Annotated in this window: 15 protein-coding genes and 1 tRNA gene; 9 read left to right on the top strand and 7 right to left on the bottom strand. The window is 71.0% G+C overall.

Annotated elements, in window-relative coordinates:
* Positions 1-7: 7 nt before the first annotated feature.
* Positions 8-490: a MarR family winged helix-turn-helix transcriptional regulator gene (locus tag ABB07_RS28695; protein ID WP_208901427.1), complete on the bottom strand. Its 483-nt coding sequence runs from the start codon at positions 488-490 to the stop codon at positions 8-10.
* Positions 491-630: 140 nt separating this feature from the next.
* On the opposite strand from ABB07_RS28695, the gene ABB07_RS28700 reads away from it, so the two are divergent.
* Positions 631-2,070 carry an MFS transporter gene (locus tag ABB07_RS28700; protein ID WP_208901428.1) on the top strand — a complete coding sequence of 480 codons (1,440 nt, stop codon included), beginning with the start codon at positions 631-633 and terminating at the stop codon, positions 2,068-2,070.
* A 189-nt stretch (positions 2,071-2,259) separates the two neighbouring features.
* On the opposite strand, the gene ABB07_RS28705 is transcribed toward ABB07_RS28700, so the two are convergent.
* Both ABB07_RS28705 and ABB07_RS28710 read right to left on the bottom strand, forming a co-directional pair.
* Positions 2,260-3,141 carry a hypothetical protein gene (locus ABB07_RS28705; protein ID WP_208901429.1) on the bottom strand — a complete coding sequence of 294 codons (882 nt, stop codon included), beginning with the start codon at positions 3,139-3,141 and terminating at the stop codon, positions 2,260-2,262.
* A 58-nt stretch (positions 3,142-3,199) separates the two neighbouring features.
* Positions 3,200-4,957: a glycoside hydrolase family 35 protein gene (locus ABB07_RS28710; RefSeq protein WP_208901430.1), complete on the bottom strand. Its 1,758-nt coding sequence runs from the start codon at positions 4,955-4,957 to the stop codon at positions 3,200-3,202.
* A gap of 99 nt (positions 4,958-5,056) precedes the next feature.
* On the opposite strand from ABB07_RS28710, the gene ABB07_RS28715 reads away from it, so the two are divergent.
* The 7 genes from ABB07_RS28715 (at position 5,057) to pyk (ending at position 14,489) form a co-directional block, all read left to right on the top strand.
* Positions 5,057-5,974 carry a helix-turn-helix domain-containing protein gene (locus ABB07_RS28715; RefSeq protein ID WP_208901431.1) on the top strand — a complete coding sequence of 306 codons (918 nt, stop codon included), beginning with the start codon at positions 5,057-5,059 and terminating at the stop codon, positions 5,972-5,974.
* 5 nt (positions 5,975-5,979) lie between these two features.
* Positions 5,980-6,327, top strand: a complete 348-nt coding sequence (locus ABB07_RS28720) for a chorismate mutase (protein ID WP_208901432.1) — start codon at positions 5,980-5,982, stop codon at positions 6,325-6,327.
* Between the two features lie 199 nt (positions 6,328-6,526).
* A complete protein-coding gene (gene pepN, locus ABB07_RS28725) occupies positions 6,527-9,049 on the top strand; it encodes an aminopeptidase N (protein ID WP_208901433.1) in 2,523 nt (840 codons plus the stop codon).
* Positions 9,050-9,161: 112 nt separating this feature from the next.
* On the top strand, positions 9,162-9,992 hold the full coding sequence (locus tag ABB07_RS28730) for an SDR family oxidoreductase (protein ID WP_208901434.1): 831 nt from the start codon (positions 9,162-9,164) through the stop codon (positions 9,990-9,992).
* A gap of 144 nt (positions 9,993-10,136) precedes the next feature.
* Positions 10,137-11,513: a pyridoxal phosphate-dependent decarboxylase family protein gene (locus ABB07_RS28735; RefSeq protein WP_208901435.1), complete on the top strand. Its 1,377-nt coding sequence runs from the start codon at positions 10,137-10,139 to the stop codon at positions 11,511-11,513.
* Positions 11,510-12,922: a lysine N(6)-hydroxylase/L-ornithine N(5)-oxygenase family protein gene (locus tag ABB07_RS28740; RefSeq protein ID WP_208901436.1), complete on the top strand. Its 1,413-nt coding sequence runs from the start codon at positions 11,510-11,512 to the stop codon at positions 12,920-12,922. The genes ABB07_RS28735 and ABB07_RS28740 overlap by 4 nt, the downstream gene beginning before the upstream one ends.
* 130 nt (positions 12,923-13,052) lie before the next feature.
* Positions 13,053-14,489 (top strand): pyruvate kinase, encoded by a 1,437-nt coding sequence (pyk, locus tag ABB07_RS28745; protein WP_208901437.1) that lies wholly within the window; start codon positions 13,053-13,055, stop codon positions 14,487-14,489.
* 12 nt (positions 14,490-14,501) lie between these two features.
* Here the strand turns inward: pyk and ABB07_RS28750 are convergent, their stop codons facing one another.
* On the bottom strand, positions 14,502-15,290 hold the full coding sequence (locus ABB07_RS28750; RefSeq protein ID WP_208901438.1) for a helix-turn-helix domain-containing protein: 789 nt from the start codon (positions 15,288-15,290) through the stop codon (positions 14,502-14,504).
* A gap of 79 nt (positions 15,291-15,369) precedes the next feature.
* Positions 15,370-15,453, bottom strand: a tRNA-Leu gene (locus tag ABB07_RS28755).
* Between the two features lie 95 nt (positions 15,454-15,548).
* On the opposite strand from ABB07_RS28755, the gene ABB07_RS28760 reads away from it, so the two are divergent.
* Entirely contained in the window at positions 15,549-16,208 is a 660-nt protein-coding gene (locus ABB07_RS28760) for an ANTAR domain-containing response regulator (RefSeq protein WP_208901439.1), read from the top strand.
* Positions 16,209-16,274: 66 nt separating this feature from the next.
* On the opposite strand, the gene ABB07_RS28765 is transcribed toward ABB07_RS28760, so the two are convergent.
* Entirely contained in the window at positions 16,275-16,991 is a 717-nt protein-coding gene (locus ABB07_RS28765; protein ID WP_208901440.1) for an ABC transporter ATP-binding protein, read from the bottom strand.
* The gene (locus ABB07_RS28770; RefSeq protein ID WP_208901441.1) at positions 16,988-17,992 is read right to left on the bottom strand and encodes an ABC transporter ATP-binding protein; all 1,005 of its coding nucleotides are present in this window, start codon (positions 17,990-17,992) and stop codon (positions 16,988-16,990) included. The genes ABB07_RS28765 and ABB07_RS28770 overlap by 4 nt, the downstream gene beginning before the upstream one ends.
* Positions 17,993-17,996: the final 4 nt, after the last annotated feature.

Below are 17,996 nucleotides of genomic sequence, written 5' to 3' on the forward strand. Positions count from 1 at the left end.
GTACGCGTCAGCCCGTCAGGCGGGCCGCCGCGGCGCGCTGGCGCTCGCTCATGACGGACAGGAACCGGATGACGGTCCGCAGCTCGTCGGTGCTGAACTCCTCGCAGGCCTCGACGATGTCCCGCGCCCAGTCCTCGAAGAACCCCGCCAGCTCGGCGAGTTTGTCCTCATTCAGCTCGACCAGCACCCGGCGCTTGTCGGTCGGGTGCTTGACCCTGCGGACGAAGGCCTTGGTCTCCAGCCGGTCCAGCAGCCCGGTGACGGAGGCGGGCGCCAGTCCGGTCAGTTCGGCGAGGTCCTTCGCGGTGAGCGGGCCGTGTCGCTGCAGGAGGTCGAGGGTCTTCTCCTCCGTCGCGTTCAGCCCCTGCCTGGCGGCGACCGCGGAGTGGAACATGACCGTCACCCCGCTGTGCACCCGCCCCACCTCCATCAACTGCCGCAGCGCCTCGGACCGCGCCGGCTCGTCCGGCCTCTCGTCTGCCTTGGTCATGTCCCCAGGCTAACAAAAATTTCGTTCGGTCGAACTAACGACTTGCGGAGGCGGGCGTGTCGGTGCAATTCTTTCGTTAGGCCGAACGAAAGAAATCTGGCCGCAGCCATCTGGACGCGAGAAATCTGGAGGGGACCTTCATGTCCGCCACGCTCACCGAACCCGCCCCCGCCACGGCGGAACCCCATCCGCGCCGCTGGGCCGCCGCCGTCGTGATGATGATCGCGGCGCTCATGGACCTGCTGGACGGCACGATCGTCAACGTGGCCGTGCCGTCCATCAGCCGTGATCTGCACGCCTCGGCGAGCGACCTGCAGTGGGTCGTCTCCGCCTATCTGCTGGGCTTCGCCGCCGCCCTGATCGTCTCCGGCCACCTCGGCGACCGCATCGGCCGCCGCCCGCTCTTCCTCACCGGCACGGCCGGCTTCGGACTGGCCAGTCTGGCCTGCGGGATCGCCCAGTCACCGGGCCAGCTGATCGCCGCCCGGGCGGTCCAGGGCGTCCTCGCCGCCGTACTCGTGCCGCAGGTGATCGGCTCGTTCCGCACCCTCTTCACGGGCAAGGAGCGCGGGGCCGCCTTCGGGATGTACGGCGCCGTCGCCGGGTTCGCCTCCGCCGTCGGGCTGCTGCTCGGCGGGGTGCTCACGGACGCCGACCTGTTCGGCTGGGGCTGGCGCTCGGTCTTCCTGGTGAACGTGCCGGTGGCCGTGGCGACCTTCGTCGGCGGGCTGCTGCTGGTCCCGGCCACGCGGGAGCGGTCGGCGGGCCGGCCGGACGTCCTGGGCAGCCTGCTGCTGGCCGGCGGCCTGGTCGCGATCGTGCTGCCCCTGGTGCAGGGCCGGGAGAACGGCTGGCCGCTGTGGGGCTGGAGCTGCCTCGGAGCGGGTGTCGTGACCGTGGCGGCGCTCGGGGTGTACGAGGCCCGGCGGCACCGGCCCGGGACGGTGCCGCTGCTGCCCGCCCGCGCCTTCCGGCTCCCCGCGTTCTCCCTCGGCGTGCTCGTCCAACTGCTGTTCTCCGTCGGCATGCAGGGCTTCTTCCTGGTCTTCGCCATCTGGCTGCAGGCCGGTGAGCGGTACACGCCGATGCAGGCCGGGCTGGTGACGGTCGCCTTCTCGGCCGGCGGTTTCCTCACCGCGCCCGCCGCGGACGGGCTCGCCGTGCGGTACGGGCGGCTGGTGCTCGGCGCCGGGGCGCTGCTGATGGCGGGCGGCTTCGGCTGGGTCGGTGCGGTGGTCGACGGGGCGCCGGCCGTGCACGCGGGGGCGTGGCCGATGGTGCCGGGGCTGGTGATCGCCGGGGCCGGGCTGGGATTCCTGGTGGTGCCGCTGGTGAACGTGGTGTTGTCGGCGGTGCCGGGGGAGCTGGCCGGCGGGGCGTCCGGGATCTTCTCGACGGCTCAGCAGTTCGGGGGAGCGCTGGGGGCCGGCGTGGTCGGCACGGTGTTCTTCGGGGCCGTGGGGAAGGGGATGACCGGGGCGTTGACCGATGCGATGCCGTGGGTGATCGGGGCGTTCGTGGTGTGCGCGGGGTTGTGCGCGGCGCTTCCCCGCCGGGCGGTGTCCGAGCAGCTCGGCTGACGCTCCGGGCCACCTGGGGGCTCCGCCCCCAGACCCCCGGCCTTCGCCCACCCACCACCCGACTCGGTCGGCTGGAGAGTGAGGTCCAAGGAACTCGCCCTTGCCACGCCTCTCGGCCGACCGAGACGGGTGGGCGGGTGGGCAAAGACGGGGGGCTGGGGGCGGAGCCCCCAGGGCCGTGCCGTGGGCCTACGTGTCGCACTCCAGTACCGTGCGGCAAAGACCGCACCGCGCCCGTACCCGCCCCTTCACCGGCACCCTGATCCGCTGCTGGCAGGTGGGGCAGGGAAAGGTCACGCGGAGGTGGCCGGCGGGGTCGGGGGAGAAGGCGTAAGGGACCGTCGCCTGGACACCCGAGGCGTGCCGGCGGTCGTGGGCGTACCGCCGCCGCCCCGCCCACCCGGCCCCGGTCAGCGGCGGCTGCTGCTCGTCCCGGCGGGCCACGGCCAGCCCCTCGGTGTACGCGTCGTAGGCCTGCGGGCTGGTGAACCACACCGAGGGGTCCTCGTGGAAGAGCAGCGCCCGCTTGGCCAGGACGTAACCGAACTCCTCCGGCGTGAGATAACCCAGCTTCTGGGACGAGACGCCGTCCTCCCGGAAGGCGTCCAGCAGCAGCCAGCCCGCGCCGAGATACGTGGTCACCGTGTCCGTGAGGATCTCGTTCTCCGCCGTGGTCGGGAAGGACAGGTCCAGGCGGTGCAGGTACACGTGCGCCACCTCGTGCGCGAGCGCCGCGCCGATGTCCCGGCGGTGGGTGCGGAAACGGTCGTTCAGCTCCACGAAGTACTCGGGACCCGCGGCCAGTTCGACGTTCGCCGCATGGGTCATCTCCCGGAAGCCGACGATCAGCCGCGCGTCCGGCAGCCGGAAGTGCCGCACGATCTCGCGGGCCACCCGCTGCGCCCCCAGATGCAGGTCGTCGGTGTCGCAGAAGGCCACGTCGGCGGGGGCCAGGCTGGTCGAGAACGTCCGGACGGTGTCGTAGGACAGCCGCCTGTACAGCGCGGTGATGGCGGCCCGCACCGTCTCCAGATGCGGGTAGCCGTGCTGGACCGGTCCGCCGTTCGCCACGTCCGCACCCCCAAAGACGCCGGAACTCCTCTCCACTGTAGGCGCGGCGGGCGCCCGGTCACACGGGCAGGAGACGGGGTGCCGGCCGGCCCAGGCCGGTCTCCTGCAGCTCCAGCACCCACACCTCGTTCTCGCCCTCGCGCAGCACCGGGCCGGGCACGTACAGGGACCGCTGGGGGCCCACCGACCAGTAGCGGCCCAGGTTGAAGCCGTTGATCCAGACGAACCCGCGGGTCCAGCCGGGCAGCTCCAGCCGGGCGTCCCCGGCCCCGCGGACCGTGACGCCGGCCCGGTACAGACCCGGCGCGCCCTCCTCGGGCAGCGCGCCGAACCGCACCGCGTCCACGCCGTCGTCGAACGCGCACAGATCCAGTCCACGCGCGCGCACCCCGTGCAGGAACTGCCGCTCGTGCAGGATGCCGCCGGTGATCCCCTTCGCCTCGCCGAAGCGCGGACCGTAGTTCACCCGCCCGAGGGACTCCACCCACACCTCCACGCGCGCGGGGCCCGCGACGGGCTCCTTCAGCCGGGGCTCCTCCTCGGTGAGCACCCCGGCCCGCACGCCGTCGACGTACACCACCGCCAGGTCCCGCAGTCCGCGCAGGGTCAGCGGGTACGGCTGCCGGGGACCGGGCACGTCCACCTGGTAGCGCACCAGGCCCCGGGTGACGTGCAGTTCCTCGAAGGCGGGCGGCGCCGGGGCGGCTCTCTCCGCGCCGCCCAGCGTCTCCAGGACGTCACCCAGGCACGCCCATCCGCCGAGCGTCACCTCGGCCGGGCCGCCCAACGGGGCGGGCGGGGGCGGCGGTTGGGGCAGCGGCCCGGCGTGGTACGCGGCCAGTACCTCGCGGAAGCGCCAGAACTTCTCCGTGGGGCGGCCGTACTCGTCCACGGGGGCGTCGTAGTCGTAGGAGGTCACGTCCGGCTCCAACGGGCCCTCGTGCAGCTCGCCGCCGCCCCGGTTGGCGCCCGCCCAGCCGCCGAAACTCGTGCCGCCGTGCGCCATGTAGAGGTTCACCGACGCCCCGCACTCCAGGATCTCCCGCAGCGCCCCGGCGGCCTCCTCCGGGTCCCGTACGGCATGTTCGCCGGCCCAGTGGTCGAACCAGCCGCACCAGAACTCCATGCACATCAGCGGGCCCCCGGGGCGATGGCGGCGCAGCGTCTCGAAGGCCACGCGCGCGTGGGAGCCGAAATTCACCGTGGCGAGCACCCCGGGCAGCGAACCGCCGGTCAGCATGTGGTCCTCGGGGCCGTCCGAGGTGCACAGCGGGACCGTGACGCCCTCGGCGCGCAACAGCCCGGCCAGGTGCTCCAGATGACCGGTGTCGCTGCCGTAGCTGCCGTACTCGTTCTCCACCTGCACCAGGATCACCGGGCCGCCGCGGTCGATCTGCCGGGGCACGATCTCGCGCATGAGGTGGTGGAACCAGTGCTCCACAGGGGACAGATAGCGCTCGTCACGCGTGCGTACGCGCGTGCCCGGCTCGCCCGTCACCCAGGCCGGCAGCCCGCCGTTCTCCCACTCGGCGCAGATGTAGGGGCCAGGCCGCACGATCGCCCACAGCCCGGCCTCCCCGACCGCGGCCAGGAACCGGCCGAGCGCCGCAACGTCCCGGTGGCCGCCCGGGACAGGCTGGTGCAGGTTCCAGGGGACGTACGTCTCCACGCAGTTCAGGCCCATCGCCCGCAGCATCGCCAGCCGGTGCCGCCAGTGCCCCTCGTGCACCCGGAAGTAGTGCAGCGCCCCGGACAGCAGCCGCAGCGGCCGCCCGTCCAGCAGGAAGCCGGATTCCCCCACCGCGAACTCGCTCATGCGCCCCAGCCTCACCCCTTCCGGCGACCGGTGCCATGGACGAAGATCGTCGCTGCTTGGACAAAAGTCCGCCTGGCCGCACGCCCGGGAGGAGCGCCGGTGTACCAGACCTGGATGCGGTTCTTCAGCCCCGGCCCCGCCCACCACCGCCTCGGTCTGGTCTGCCTGGGCGTCGGTCTCCAGCACGGCGCCCTGCCGACGGTCGGCCCGCGCGCCCTCGACCACCACGTGGCCGTCGTGATCAGCTCCGGCCGCGGCTGGTACCGGGGCGCCGACGGCCGTCGTACGACCGTCACCGCGCCCGCGCTGCTCTGGCTCACCCCCGGCGTGACCCACCACTACGCGCCCGATCCGGACACCGGCTGGGACGAGGGCTTCGTCGACTTCGCCGGGCCCGCCACCGGGACGTACACCGAGCTCGGCTACATCGAGCCCGAGCGGCCCGTCGTCCCGCTCTCCGAGGCCGCCGGGCCCCGCGCGGTGGTCGCCCGCATCGCCCGCGCCGCCCGCCGCGGCAACCCGCTGCTGGAGGTGGAGACCGGTGCCGCGGTGCACGAGCTCCTCGTCGCCCTGCGCCGGGCCCGCGCCGATCTCGCGCCGGACGGCGACCAGGTGCTCCAGGCGCTCGCCCGGGACGCGTGCACGCCGATGCGCGTCGCCGACCACGCGCGCGTGCACGGCATGACGCCCGCGGAGCTGCGCGGCGCCGTACGCCGGGCCGCCGGCTGCAGCCCCAAGGACTATCTGCTCGGGATCCGCCTGACCCGCGCCAAGGAACTCCTCGCCGCCACCGAGCTGCCCGTCGCCGCCGTGGCCCGCCGCGTCGGCTACGACGACCCCGCGTACTTCTCCCGGCTGTTCACCCGCCGGGTGGGCCTCGCCCCGGTCCGTTTCCGCGCCCAGCAGGGCCGCAGCGTGCCCGGCGGCTGGAGCGACCGCGTCCCGGACCCGGACGATCCGCCGGTGATCCACTCTCCGGACAGCCCTGAGACGCGGCCCGGAGAACCCATAGGGTGACGTGCATGACCACCAGCAACACCGGAAGCGGTGACGCGGACCCCGAGGTCCGCCAGGAACTGGAGCGGCTGCGCGACAGCATCGACAACATCGACGCGGCCGTCGTCCACCTGCTCGCCGAGCGGTTCAAGGCCACCCAGCAGGTCGGCCGGCTCAAGGCGGTGCACCAGCTGCCGCCCGCCGACCCGGCCCGCGAGGCCCGCCAGATCGCGCGGCTGCGCCGCCTCGCCGAGAACGCCAAGCTCGACCCGGCCTTCGCCGAGAAGTTCCTCAACTTCATCATCGCCGAGGTCATCCGGCACCACGAGCGCATCGCCGAGGACACCGCCAACGGACAGCAGACGGAGGGCTGACCGTACGCCGGTAGCCGTACGCCGGAGCGTTACGCCGGGGGCTGGGGGCCGGGGGTGGAAGCGGGCGGTCCAGAAGTGGACGGAAACGGTCGGGAGTGAGCGAGGATCCTTCACAACCGGACACCCGGCAAGCCGGACATAGGTCGTGAAACCCTCCACCCCCTGTGCGCTGTCAGTGCGATCAGGCAGCATGGCCTGCATGTCCGTACTCACGCGCGATGAAGCGCAGCTCCGAGCACAGCTCCTCGACGTCCACCGCTACACGGTCGAGCTGGACCTCACGACCGGGGACGAGACCTTCGACTCCCGCACCGTGATCCGGTTCACCGCGCGGTCCGCCGGGGACACGTTCGTGGAGCTGAAGCCCGCCGAGTTGCGCGCCGTCACACTCGACGGGAAGCACCTCGACCCCGAGTCGCTCGACGACGGCCGGCTGCCGCTGAAGAACCTCACCGCCGGGGACCACGAACTGCGCGTCGACGCGGCCATGCGCTACTCCCACACCGGCGAGGGCATGCACCGCTTCACCGACCCGAGCGACGGCGAGACGTACGTCTACACGCAGATGTTCATGGACGACGTCCAGCGCGTCCTCGCCGCCTTCGACCAGCCCGACCTCAAGGCCGTCTTCGAGGTCTCCGTCAGGGCACCCGAGGGCTGGACCGTGCTCGCCAACGGCATCACCGAGCACCGCGGCGACGGCCTCTGGCAGGCCGCGCCCACCCCCCTGATCTCCACCTACCTGGTCGCCGTCGCCGCCGGCCCCTGGCACTCGGTGCGCACCGAACACCGCGGACTGCCCTTCGGCATCCACTGCCGCCGCTCCCTCGCGCCCCACCTGGAGGCCGACGCCGAGGAGATCCTCGACGTCACCCGCGCGTGCTTCGACCGCTACCACGAGAAGTTCGAGGAGCCGTACCCCTTCGACTCCTACGACCAGGCCTTTGTCCCCGAGTTCAACGCGGGCGCCATGGAGAACCCGGGCCTGGTCACCTTCCGCGACGACTTCGTCTACCGCTCCGCCGTCACCGACACCGAGCGGCAGACCCGCGCCATGGTCATCGCGCACGAGATGGCCCACATGTGGTTCGGCGACCTCGTCACCCTCAAGTGGTGGGACGACATCTGGCTGAACGAGTCCTTCGCCGAGTACATGGGCTACCAGACCACCGCCGAGGCCACCCGCTTCACTGGCCCCTGGACCGAGTTCGGCGTCACCCGCAAGGCCTGGGGCTACGACGCCGACCAGCGGCCCACCACCCACCCGGTCGCCCCCGAGAAGGTCGACGACACCGCCTCCGCCCTGCTCAACTTCGACGGCATCTCCTACGCCAAGGGCGCCTCCGCCCTCCGCCAACTCGCCACCTGGCTCGGCGAGAAGGACTTCCTCACCGGCATCAACACCCACTTCGCCCGCCACAGGTTCGGCAACGCCACCCTCGCCGACTTCATCGACTCCCTCGCCTCCGCCACCGAACGCGACGTACCCGCCTGGGCCGACAGCTGGCTGCGCACCACCGGCGTGGACAAGCTCACCCCCCGCCTCGCCCCCGCCGACGGCACCTGCACCCTGACCGTCGACCGCACCGGCAGCCGCCCGCACCGCCTCACCGCCGGGCTGTACGACCACGACATCGCCGACGAGGGCCGGCTGGTGCTGCGCGAGCGCCTCGACCTCGACATCCCCCTGAACACCCCGCACCCCATCGGCAAGCGACCCGCCCTGCTCGTGCTCAACGACGGCGACCTCAGCTACGCCAAGGTCCGCTTCGACCCCGGATCCTTCGACACCGTCCGCGCCGGCCTGTCCGGCCTGCCCGACCCCATCACCCGCGCGGTCGTCTGGAACGCCCTCAGGGACGCCGTACGCGACGGCGAACTCCCGCCCGCCGACTACCTTGAGACGGCCCGCGCCCACCTCCCGCACGAAACCGACCTCGCCCTGGTCCAGGGCGTCCTCGCCTTCGCCTCCGGCCAGATCGCCGACCAGTACCTGACGCCCGAGGACCGCCCCGCCGCCCTGTCGGCCCTCACCGCCCTCTGCCGCGACCTCCTGCGCCGCACCGAGGACGGAGACAACCCGGGCCTGCGCCTGATCGCCGTACGCCACCTGATCTCCGCGGCCGCCCACCCCGACACCATCGCCGCCTGGCTCGCCGACGGCACCGTGCCCGGCGGACCGGAGCTCGACCCCGAACTGCGCTGGCGCATCCTCGGCCGGCTCGCCGCGCTCGGCGCCACCGACGAGACCGCCATCGCCGCCGAGCTGGAGCGCGACCCGAGCGCCACCGGCCAGGAGGGCGCCGCCCGCTGCCGTGCCGCCCTGCCCGACCCGGACGCCAAGCGCACGGCCTGGGAAGCGATGTTCGCCGGCGACGACCTGTCCAACTACCTCTTCACGGCCACCGCCCAGGGCTTCTGGCAGCCCGAACAGGCCGACCTGGTACGGCAGTACGTGCCACGCTTCTACACGGACGCCGTCGCCGTCAGCGCCCGGCGCGGCCCCGCCATAGCGGTCGCCGCCGGCCGCCATGCCTTCCCCGCCCACGCCGTCGACACCGAGAACCTGCGGCTCGGCGAGGCCTGCCTGCAAGACGCCGACCCCACCCCGGCCCTGCGCCGCACCCTCGCCGACCGCCTCGACGACCTGGCCCGCGCCCTGCGGGTGCGCGGCGAACAGCCACAGGAGAAGGCCGAGACACAGATGGCGGAGGCGGAGTAGGTCCGGCGGCCCAGGGCCCGGCTGGTCCCTGCCGACGATGCGCCGGTGCGGTCGGCCTTCCTAGGCTCGGACTGTAAGGAACGACCAGTCCGATTCCTCGGAGGCAGTTTCCGTGATCGTAGTGACCGGCGCGACCGGCAATGTCGGCCGTGCCCTCGTCGACCGTCTCCTCGCCGCGGGCAGGCCCGTGCGGGCGCTCACCCGAGACCCGCAGCGCGCCGCCCTGCCCGGCGCCGCCGAGGTCGTCCGGTTCCAGCCGGACGACCCCGCGGCCCAGTTCCGCGGGGCGACGGCCCTCTTCCTCTACGCCCAGGCCACCACGCCCGAACTGCTCGCGGCGGCCCGCACCCACGGCGTACGGCACGTCGTGCTGCTCTCCAGCGGCATCATCCAGGAGGGCGCCGACGAGACCCACCCCATCCACATCATGCACGCCACCGCCGAACAGCAGATCCGCGACAGCGGACTCGACTGGACCTTCCTGCGCCCGAACGCCTTCGCCACCAACGCCCTGCAGTGGGCGCCGCAGATCCGCGCCGGCAACACCGTCCGGAGCGTGTTCGCGGACGGGCTCTCCGCACCCATCCACGAGGACGACATCGCGGCGGTCGCCGAGCGGGTCCTGCTCGACAGCGGACACCAAGGCACCGCGCACCGCCTCACCGGCCCCGAGGCGATCAGCAACACCGGGCAGCTCGCGGCGATCGGCGAAGCCATCGGCAGGAAACTGACATTCGTCGAGACCGACCCCCGCGAGGCGGGCCCGGAACTCTTCCCGCACGTCCCACCGCCCCTGCTCGAGCGGCTGCTGCAGACCTTCGAGGAAACGGTCGGCGTACCGCCCGAGATCACCGACACCGTGCACAAGCTCACCGGCACCCCGGCACGCACGTTCGCCGAGTGGGCGCGAGACCACGCCGAGGACTTCGGCGGAAAGGCCTGAGCACTCCGCTCCCGCCGTACCCCCTTTCGGGTTCCGCTCGTTGAACTTTCAGGACACACGGGGCACTTCCCGTACAACCTGGAAACCCAACGACCCGCGAACGCCGCAAGCGCCAGGGTCGGCCCACGAGCGGAGGGACAGCCGATGAGCGGTGCGGAACCCCAGCCCACACCGCCCCTCGCCTCGGGCCCGCACGGCCCCGGGACCCTGCGCCCCCTCCTCGGCACCGTCCTCGACGCGCTCACCGCCGGTGCCCGGGCACGCGGCGGGCCCTTGCCCGGCGGGGGCCCGGAGGCCGTGGCCGCACGCGTCACCGAAGTCCTCGGTGACGCCCTGCCGGAGCACGGCGACCCCGGCGCCCTCGGCGCCCTCGTGCACGCCCTGGCCCAGGGCGCCGCCGACCCCGCCGACCCGCTGTGCGCCGCCCATCTGCACTGCCCGCCGCTCGCCGTCGCCACCGCCGCCGACCTCGCCGTCAGCGCCCTCAACCCCTCCCTGGACTCCTGGGACCAGGCCCCGGCAGCCTCCGCCCTGGAAGCCGCCGTCACCCGCGCCCTCGCCCGCGCCGCCCACCTCACCGACGCCCTCGTCACCACCGGCGGCACCGAGTCCAACCAACTCGCCCTGCTGCTCGCCCGCGAGACCCTGGGCGGCAGCGTCCAGCTGGTCTGCGGAGCCAACGCCCACCACTCGCTGCCCCGCGCCGCCTGGCTGCTCGGCCTGCCCGACCCCGTCGTCGTCCCCGCCCCCGGCGGCACCCTCGACCTCGCCGCCCTCGACCAGGCCCTCACCACGCTCCCCGGCCCGCTGCTCGTCGCCGCCACCGCCGGCACCACCGACACCGGCCTCATCGACCCGCTCCCCGAGATCGCCGGCCTGTGCGCCACACACCACGCCCGCCTGCACATCGACGCCGCCTACGGCGGCGGCCTGCTCTTCAGCGACCGGCACCGCCACAAGCTCGCCGGGCTGGAAACCGCCCACACCCTCACCCTCGACCTGCACAAGCTCGGCTGGCAGCCCGTCCCCGCAGGCCTCCTCGCCGTCGCCCACCCCGGCGAACTCGCCGCACTCCACCACCACGCCGACTACCTGAACGCCGCCGACGACACCGAGGCCGGACTCCCCGACCTGCTCGACCGCTCCCTGCACACCACCCGCCGCCCCGACATCCTCAAGATCGCGGTCACCCTGAAGACCCTCGGCCGCACCGGACTCGGCGCCCTCGTCGACCAAGTCTGCGCACACGCCGAAGAGTTCGCCACGCTCATCGAGGAGCACCCCGGCTTCGAGCTGTACGACCGGCCCGCCATCAGCACCGTCCTGTTCCGGCCCGCCGGCGCCCCCGACGCCGACGTCGCCGCCGTACGCCGCAGGCTGCTCCACGAAGGCCGGGCCGTCCTCGGACGCGCCCGCCAGGACGGCCGCCTCTGGCTCAAAGCCACCCTCCTCAACCCCCACACCCAGCCGGACGACCTCGTCCAGCTCCTCAAACTCGCAGAAGAAGGCACCCCCGCATGACCAACCCCCCACACCACGAGCCCACCACCCCCCGCGACCTGGTCGGCGTCGGCATCGGCCCGTGCAACCTCTCGCTCGCCGCCCTCGCCCACCCGCTCGCCGAACTCGACGCCGTCTTCTACGAACAGCGCCCCGGCTTCGACTGGCACCCCGGCCTGCTCATCGAGGGCGCCACCATCCAAGTACCCTTCCTCGCCGACCTGGTGACCCTCGCCGACCCCACCAGCCCCTGGACCTTCCTGAACTACCTCCGCACCCGCGAGCGCCTCTTCCCCTTCTACTTCGCCGAGCGCTTCCACATCGAGCGCGCCGAATACGACGCCTACTGCCGCTGGGTCGCCCAGAGCCTGCCCGGACTGCGCTTCCGCCACCAGGTCGACGCGGTCCGCTGGAACCCCGAACGCGACGTGTTCGAAGTCGACCACACCCAACTCGACGCCGACGGCGAAGCCGAAGCGCTGGGCCGCACCTACACCCGCAACGTCGTCCTGGGCATCGGCACCGTGCCCCACGTACCCGACCCGCTCAAACCGCTGGTGGACGCCCCGGGCGTACCCGTCGTCCACGCCGCCGACTACCTCGACCACCGCACCGAGATCCTCGCCGCCGAACACGTCACCGTCGTCGGCTCCGGACAATCCGGCGCCGAGGTCTTCCTCGACCTGCTCCGGCACCGCCCCACCGGACGGGAGAAGCTGCACTGGATCGGCCGCACCGAGGCGTTCGCCCCGATGGAGTACTCCAAGCTCGGCCTGGAACACTTCACCCCCGACTACACCCGCTACTTCCACGCCCTCCCCGAACCCGTCCGGGACCGGCTGGTCACCGCCCAGTGGCAACTGCACAAAGGCATCGACGCCGGCACCCTCGCCGCCATCCACGACGAGCTGTACCGGCGCACCCTGCACGGCGGCTGGCCCGACGCCGTCCTCACCCCCGGCGTCCGCGTCCGCACCGCCGGCCGCATCGCCACCACCAAGGTCGAACTCCACCTGGAACACCTCCAGCAGGACAGCCGCTCCCGGCTCACCACCGACGCGGTCGTCCTCGCCACCGGATACCGCGAGCGCCCCCTCGACCGCATCCTCGCAGGGCTCGACCCCTACCTCCGCCGCGACAGCAGCGAACGCCCCCGCATCGACGAAGAGTTCAAACTCGTCCTCGACCCGTCCGTGACCGGCTCCGTGTACGTCCAGAACGCCGAACTGCACACCCACGGCGTAGGCGCACCCGACCTCGGCCTCGCCGCCTGGCGCAGCGCCACCATCCTCAACACCCTCACCGGAAAAGATCCATACCCGACCGCCGACCGCACGGCCTTCACCACCTTCGGCCTCCAGGAAGACCGGCACCGAGTGCCACCATCCCGGCACCCACAACACCTCACACCCCTCGTCGACGAAAGGTGACCACGGAAATTCGCTCATCGGAGCGAGTGGTCGCACAATTCAACACTTGTCAATGAGCCTTCACCCAAAGGTTGTTGAGCGGCCATGTGGAGCCGATTCTCTACCCGCGGGTAAGGCCTAGGCTCGAGATATGCGCCGAGCAAAGATCGTCTGCACTCTGGGACCCGCCACCGACTCGTACGACCAGATCAAAGCCCTGGTCGACGCCGGAATGGACGTCGCCCGGTTCAATCTCAGCCACGGCACCCACGCCGAACACGAGGAGCGATACCGGCGAGTCCGCAAAGCGGCCGACGAAACCGGCCGCAGCGTCGGAATCCTCGCCGACCTTCAAGGCCCGAAGATCCGCCTCGGCCGCTTCACCGAAGGCCCCGTACTCCTTGAACGCGGCGACACCTTCACCATCACCGTCGAAGAGAACACCGACGGCGACCGCCACCAGTGCGGCACCACCCACGCCGGCCTCGCCACCGACGTCACCCCCGGCGAACGCATCCTCGTCGACGACGGCAAGGTCTGCCTGGAGGTCACCGCCGTCGACGGCCCCCGCGTACGCACCCGCGTGATCGAAGGCGGCATCATCTCCGACCACAAGGGCCTGAACCTCCCCGGCGTCGCCGTCTCCGTCCCCGCCCTGTCCGAAAAAGACGAGGAAGACCTGCGCTGGGCCCTGCGCACCGGCTTCGACATCATCGCCCTCTCCTTCGTCCGCAGCGGCGACGACGCCAAAGGCGTACACCGCATCATGGCCGAGGAGAGCCGGAGCCTCCCCGTCATCGCCAAGATCGAGAAGCCACAGGCCGTGACCAACCTCGACGACATCGTGGCCGCCTTCGACGGCCTCATGGTCGCCCGCGGCGACCTCGGCGTGGAAATGCCCCTCGAACAGGTACCCATCGTGCAGAAACGCGCGATCAAGCTCGCCAAGCGCAACGCCAAACCCGTCATCGTCGCCACCCAGATGCTCGACTCCATGATCGACAACTCCCGGCCCACCCGCGCCGAGGCCTCCGACGTCGCCAACGCGGTCCTCGACGGCACGGACGCCGTGATGCTCTCCGGCGAGACCAGCGTCGGCACATACCCCGTCGAGACCGTACGCACCATGGCCAAGATCGTCGCCGCGGCCGAGGAAGACATGCTCGCCAAGGGCCTGCCCCCGCTGACGGAGAGCAACAAGCCCCGCACCCAGGGCGGCGCGGTCGCCCGCGCGGCGGCCGAGATGGGCGACTTCCTCGGCGCGAAGTTCCTCGTCGCCTTCACCCAGTCCGGAGACACCGCCCGCCGCCTCTCCCGCTACCGCTCCCCGATCCCCCTCCTGGCCTTCACCCCCGAACCGGCCACCCGCTCCCAGCTCAGCCTCACCTGGGGCGCCGAGACCTTCCTCGGCCCGCACGTCGACTCCACCGACGCCATGGTCGACCAGGTGGACGAACTCCTCCTGAAGTACGGCCGCTGCGAAAAGGGCGACATCGTGGTCATCACGGCCGGCTCCCCGCCCGGCGTCTCCGGCTCGACCAACATGGTCAGGGTGCACCACATCGGGGAGGACGACAGCCCGAAGTAGGTGGGGCGAGGGTCAGTACTTCGGGCCGACGTGGGCGTCCATGAGGGCTATGGAGGCTTTGCGGGCGATGGAGATGTTGAACGGATCGCTCCCGCGGGCCAGTGTGGTCCACTCGACTCCGACCAGGTCGAGGGCATTCGTGAAGAGCTTCCTGATGTCGTCCGACTTGTTGGTGAAGAAGTAGCGCGGGTATTCGTACCGCTTGCGCTCACCAGCGACCATGCGGGTCGTCCAGTTGGTGATCCGGCAGCCGTCGGAGTGGATGAGGCCGCGGATGAAGTCCCAAGGGTGGGCGTCCACGATGGCTTGCTGCCAGGGTTCGAGGGTGATTGAGCGCTCGTGCTTCTTGCCGGGGCCGTGTTGGGGGAACAGGCAGTGCAGGTGCTTCGAGTAGACCTTCACGTTGCGGCAGCCGGTCCTGCGGACGCGGCAGACGGAGTTCTCGGGAAAGACCGCGCGCATGGCCTGCTCGCAGTCGTCCATGAGACCAGGCCATGATTCCGTACAGGTGATCATGAGGTTGGGTACCCTGTGCTCGGAATAGTGGCTGATGTGGCCATCGCCGAGGTAGAGGCCGAGCAGATAGCTGTAGGCCGGCTTGTCGAGTTCACGTCCGTCGCACCGGGGGCACTTCGGCTCGTGCCGGCCCGGACACTCACCGCGCTTCGCTCGGTCCATGTGCTTCCAGTAGCTGATCGTCCCGTTGGGCACGTTGAGCTTGCGTGCCACGTCCGCGTTCTTCGCTCCGCCGCGCAGCAGTACGAGGGCCTTCTGTCGCACTTCAGTGCCATGGAAGTTCATGCGGCCACTGTGCGTGATTGATCGTGACCCCATGCAGCAAAAAGCGGAAGACCACGCGAACGTGATCCTCCGCTTAAAGTGCCGGGTATGGGATTCGAACCCACACGTCCTTTCGGACAGAGGTGTTTGAGACCTCCGCGTCAACCAGTTGCGCCAACCCGGCTCGGTAACCCTGGAGGAGTGTACCGGGTCACCGATGTGAAGCGCAGCTAGGTAGGCTCTTGTCAGCAGTACCCTGCCCAGGACCAAGGAGCCTCAGTGACCGCCCCCGAGTCGCCCCAGCCCGTAGACGCGCCCGACGACGACAAGTCGCACGTGCCTCCGCTGACGACCCGTGTCGTCATCGCCGAGGACGAGGCCCTGATCCGGCTCGACCTCAAAGAGATGCTGGAGGAGGAGGGGTACACCGTCGTCGGCGAGGCCGGGGACGGTGAGCAGGCCGTCGAGCTGGCCCGCGAGCACCGGCCGGACCTGGTCATCCTGGATGTGAAGATGCCCAAGCTCGATGGGATCTCGGCCGCCGAGAAGATCGCCGAGGAGTCCATCGCGCCGGTGCTGATGCTCACCGCCTTCTCGCAGCGTGACCTCGTCGAGCGGGCCCGGGACGCCGGTGCCATGGCGTACCTGGTCAAGCCGTTCAGCAAGAGCGATGTGGTCCCGGCCATCGAGATGGCGGTGTCCCGCTTCACGGAGCTGAAGCAGTTGGAGAGGGAGGTCGCCGACCTCACCCAGCGTCTGGAGACCCGCAAGCTGGTGGACCGTGCGAAGTCCATCCTGCAGACGGAGTACGGCCTGACCGAGCCGGCCGCGTTCCGCTGGATCCAGAAGACCTCGATGGACCGCCGGATGTCGATGCAGCAGGTGGCGGAGGCGGTCATCGCGGACAACGAGGAGAAGAAGGCGGCCAAGAAGGGCTGACCTGTAGGTGTACGACGCCGGCCCGCGCCCCGGGGAAGGGGGCGCGGGCCGGCGTCGTCGTACGGGTCAGTCCTCGCCGAGGTAGGCCTTGCGGACGGACTCGTCGTGGAGCAGGTCCTGCCCGGTGCCGGAGAGGACGATGTTGCCGACTTCCATGACGTGGCCGTGGTCGGCGAGTGAGAGTGCCGCCTGGGCGTTCTGCTCGACGAGCAGGATGGTGGTGCCCTGGGACTTCAGTTCGGCGATCGTGGCCATGATCTTCTGCATCATGATCGGTGACAGGCCCATGGAGGGCTCGTCCAGCATCAGCAGTTTGGGCCGGGACATCAGTGCCCTGCCCATGGCCAGCATCTGCTGTTCGCCGCCGGAGAGGGTGCCTGCGGCCTGCTTGCGTCGTTCGCCCAGGATGGGGAAGAGGTCGTAGGCGCGTTGGATGTCCTTGTCGATGCCGTCCTTGTCCTTGCGGAGGAAGGCGCCGAGCTGGAGGTTTTCGGCGATGGTCAGGCGGGGGAAGATGTGCCGGCCTTCGGGGGAGTGGGCGAGTCCGAGGGCGACGATCTTGTGTGCGGGGACGCCGGTGAGGGGTTTGCCGTCGAAGGCGATTTTCCCGGATGTGGGCTTGAGGAGGCCCGACAGGGTGCGCAGGGTGGTCGTCTTGCCGGCGCCGTTGGTGCCGATGAGGGTGACGACCTGGCCGGCTTCGACGCTGAACGAGATGCCCTTGACGGCCTCGATCTTGCCGTAGGCGACCCTGAGGTCTTCGACCTCCAGCAGTGCGGTCACTGGGCCTCTCCCTTGGTGGTGCTGGTGCTCTCCGCGTTTTCGGCCGGTTCGGTGCCGGTGTCGGGGTCCGCGGCGGCTTCCGCGGCCTCGGCTTCGGCTTCGGCTTCCGCGGCTTCGGCTTCTGCGGCTTCTGCTTCGGCTTCTGCGGCTTCGGCCTCCGCGGCTTCGGCTTCGGCTTCCGCGGCTACGGCCTCCGCGGCCTCGACCTCCGCGGCTTCCGCCTCGCCCGGGTCGCCCTCGAAGGGCTCACCCAGATAGGCGGCGACGACCCGCTCGTCGGCCTGTACGACGTCGGAGGTGCCCTCGACGAGTTTCTCGCCCTGGACGAGTACGGCGACCCGGTCGCAGAGGTTGAAGATGAAGCGCATGTCGTGCTCGATGACGAGGACGGCGATGCCCTTGTCCCGGATGGCGAAGACGAGTTCCTCGGTGGACCGGGTCTCCTGCGGGTTCATGCCGGCCGTCGGTTCGTCGAGCAGCAGCAGGCCGGGCTCGCTGGCCAGTGCCCGGGCGATCTCCAGCTTGCGCTGCTCGCCGTAGGGCAGGTTGCGCGCGAGGTGGTCGCGCTTGGCGGCGAGGCCGACGAACTGGAGGAGTTCCATGGCCTTGGCCTCGGACTCCTTTTCGGCCTTGCGGAATCCGGGGCCGCGCAGCAGGGCGGACCACAGGCCTTCCTTGGTCCGCGTGTGGCGGCCCACGAGGACGTTCTCCAGCACGGTCATGTTGGCGAACAGCCGGATGTTCTGGAAGGTGCGGGCGATGCCCGCCTGTGTCACCAGGTGCGGCTTGGGCGGCAGCACCTTGCCCTGGTAGGCGACCGTGCCCTCGGTGGGGACGTACAGGCCGGTGAGGCAGTTGAAGAAGGTGGTCTTGCCGGCGCCGTTCGGGCCGATGAGGCCGACGATCTCGCCGCTGTTGACCGTGAAGTCGACGGACCGGACGGCGGTGAGGCCGCCGAAGCGCATGGTGACGTCGCGGGCTTCGAGTACGGGTGTCGTCATGGTT

The organism is Streptomyces incarnatus, assembly GCF_001027185.1.
Classification (GTDB): domain Bacteria; phylum Actinomycetota; class Actinomycetes; order Streptomycetales; family Streptomycetaceae; genus Streptomyces; species Streptomyces puniciscabiei.

What these genes read in the sequence shown, in the direction of transcription:
- pepN (WP_208901433.1), top strand. Translation starts at nt 6,527, where the DNA reads ATGTCCGTACTCACGCGCGATGAAGCGCAGCTCCGAGCACAGCTCCTC.
- ABB07_RS28770 (WP_208901441.1), bottom strand. Translation starts at nt 17,992, where the DNA reads ATGACGACACCCGTACTCGAAGCCCGCGACGTCACCATGCGCTTCGGC.
- ABB07_RS28695 (WP_208901427.1), bottom strand. Translation starts at nt 490, where the DNA reads ATGACCAAGGCAGACGAGAGGCCGGACGAGCCGGCGCGGTCCGAGGCG.
- ABB07_RS28720 (WP_208901432.1), top strand. Translation starts at nt 5,980, where the DNA reads ATGACCACCAGCAACACCGGAAGCGGTGACGCGGACCCCGAGGTCCGC.
- pyk (WP_208901437.1), top strand. Translation starts at nt 13,053, where the DNA reads ATGCGCCGAGCAAAGATCGTCTGCACTCTGGGACCCGCCACCGACTCG.
- ABB07_RS28700 (WP_208901428.1), top strand. Translation starts at nt 631, where the DNA reads ATGTCCGCCACGCTCACCGAACCCGCCCCCGCCACGGCGGAACCCCAT.
- ABB07_RS28710 (WP_208901430.1), bottom strand. Translation starts at nt 4,957, where the DNA reads ATGAGCGAGTTCGCGGTGGGGGAATCCGGCTTCCTGCTGGACGGGCGG.
- ABB07_RS28735 (WP_208901435.1), top strand. Translation starts at nt 10,137, where the DNA reads ATGAGCGGTGCGGAACCCCAGCCCACACCGCCCCTCGCCTCGGGCCCG.
- ABB07_RS28750 (WP_208901438.1), bottom strand. Translation starts at nt 15,290, where the DNA reads ATGAACTTCCATGGCACTGAAGTGCGACAGAAGGCCCTCGTACTGCTG.
- ABB07_RS28740 (WP_208901436.1), top strand. Translation starts at nt 11,510, where the DNA reads ATGACCAACCCCCCACACCACGAGCCCACCACCCCCCGCGACCTGGTC.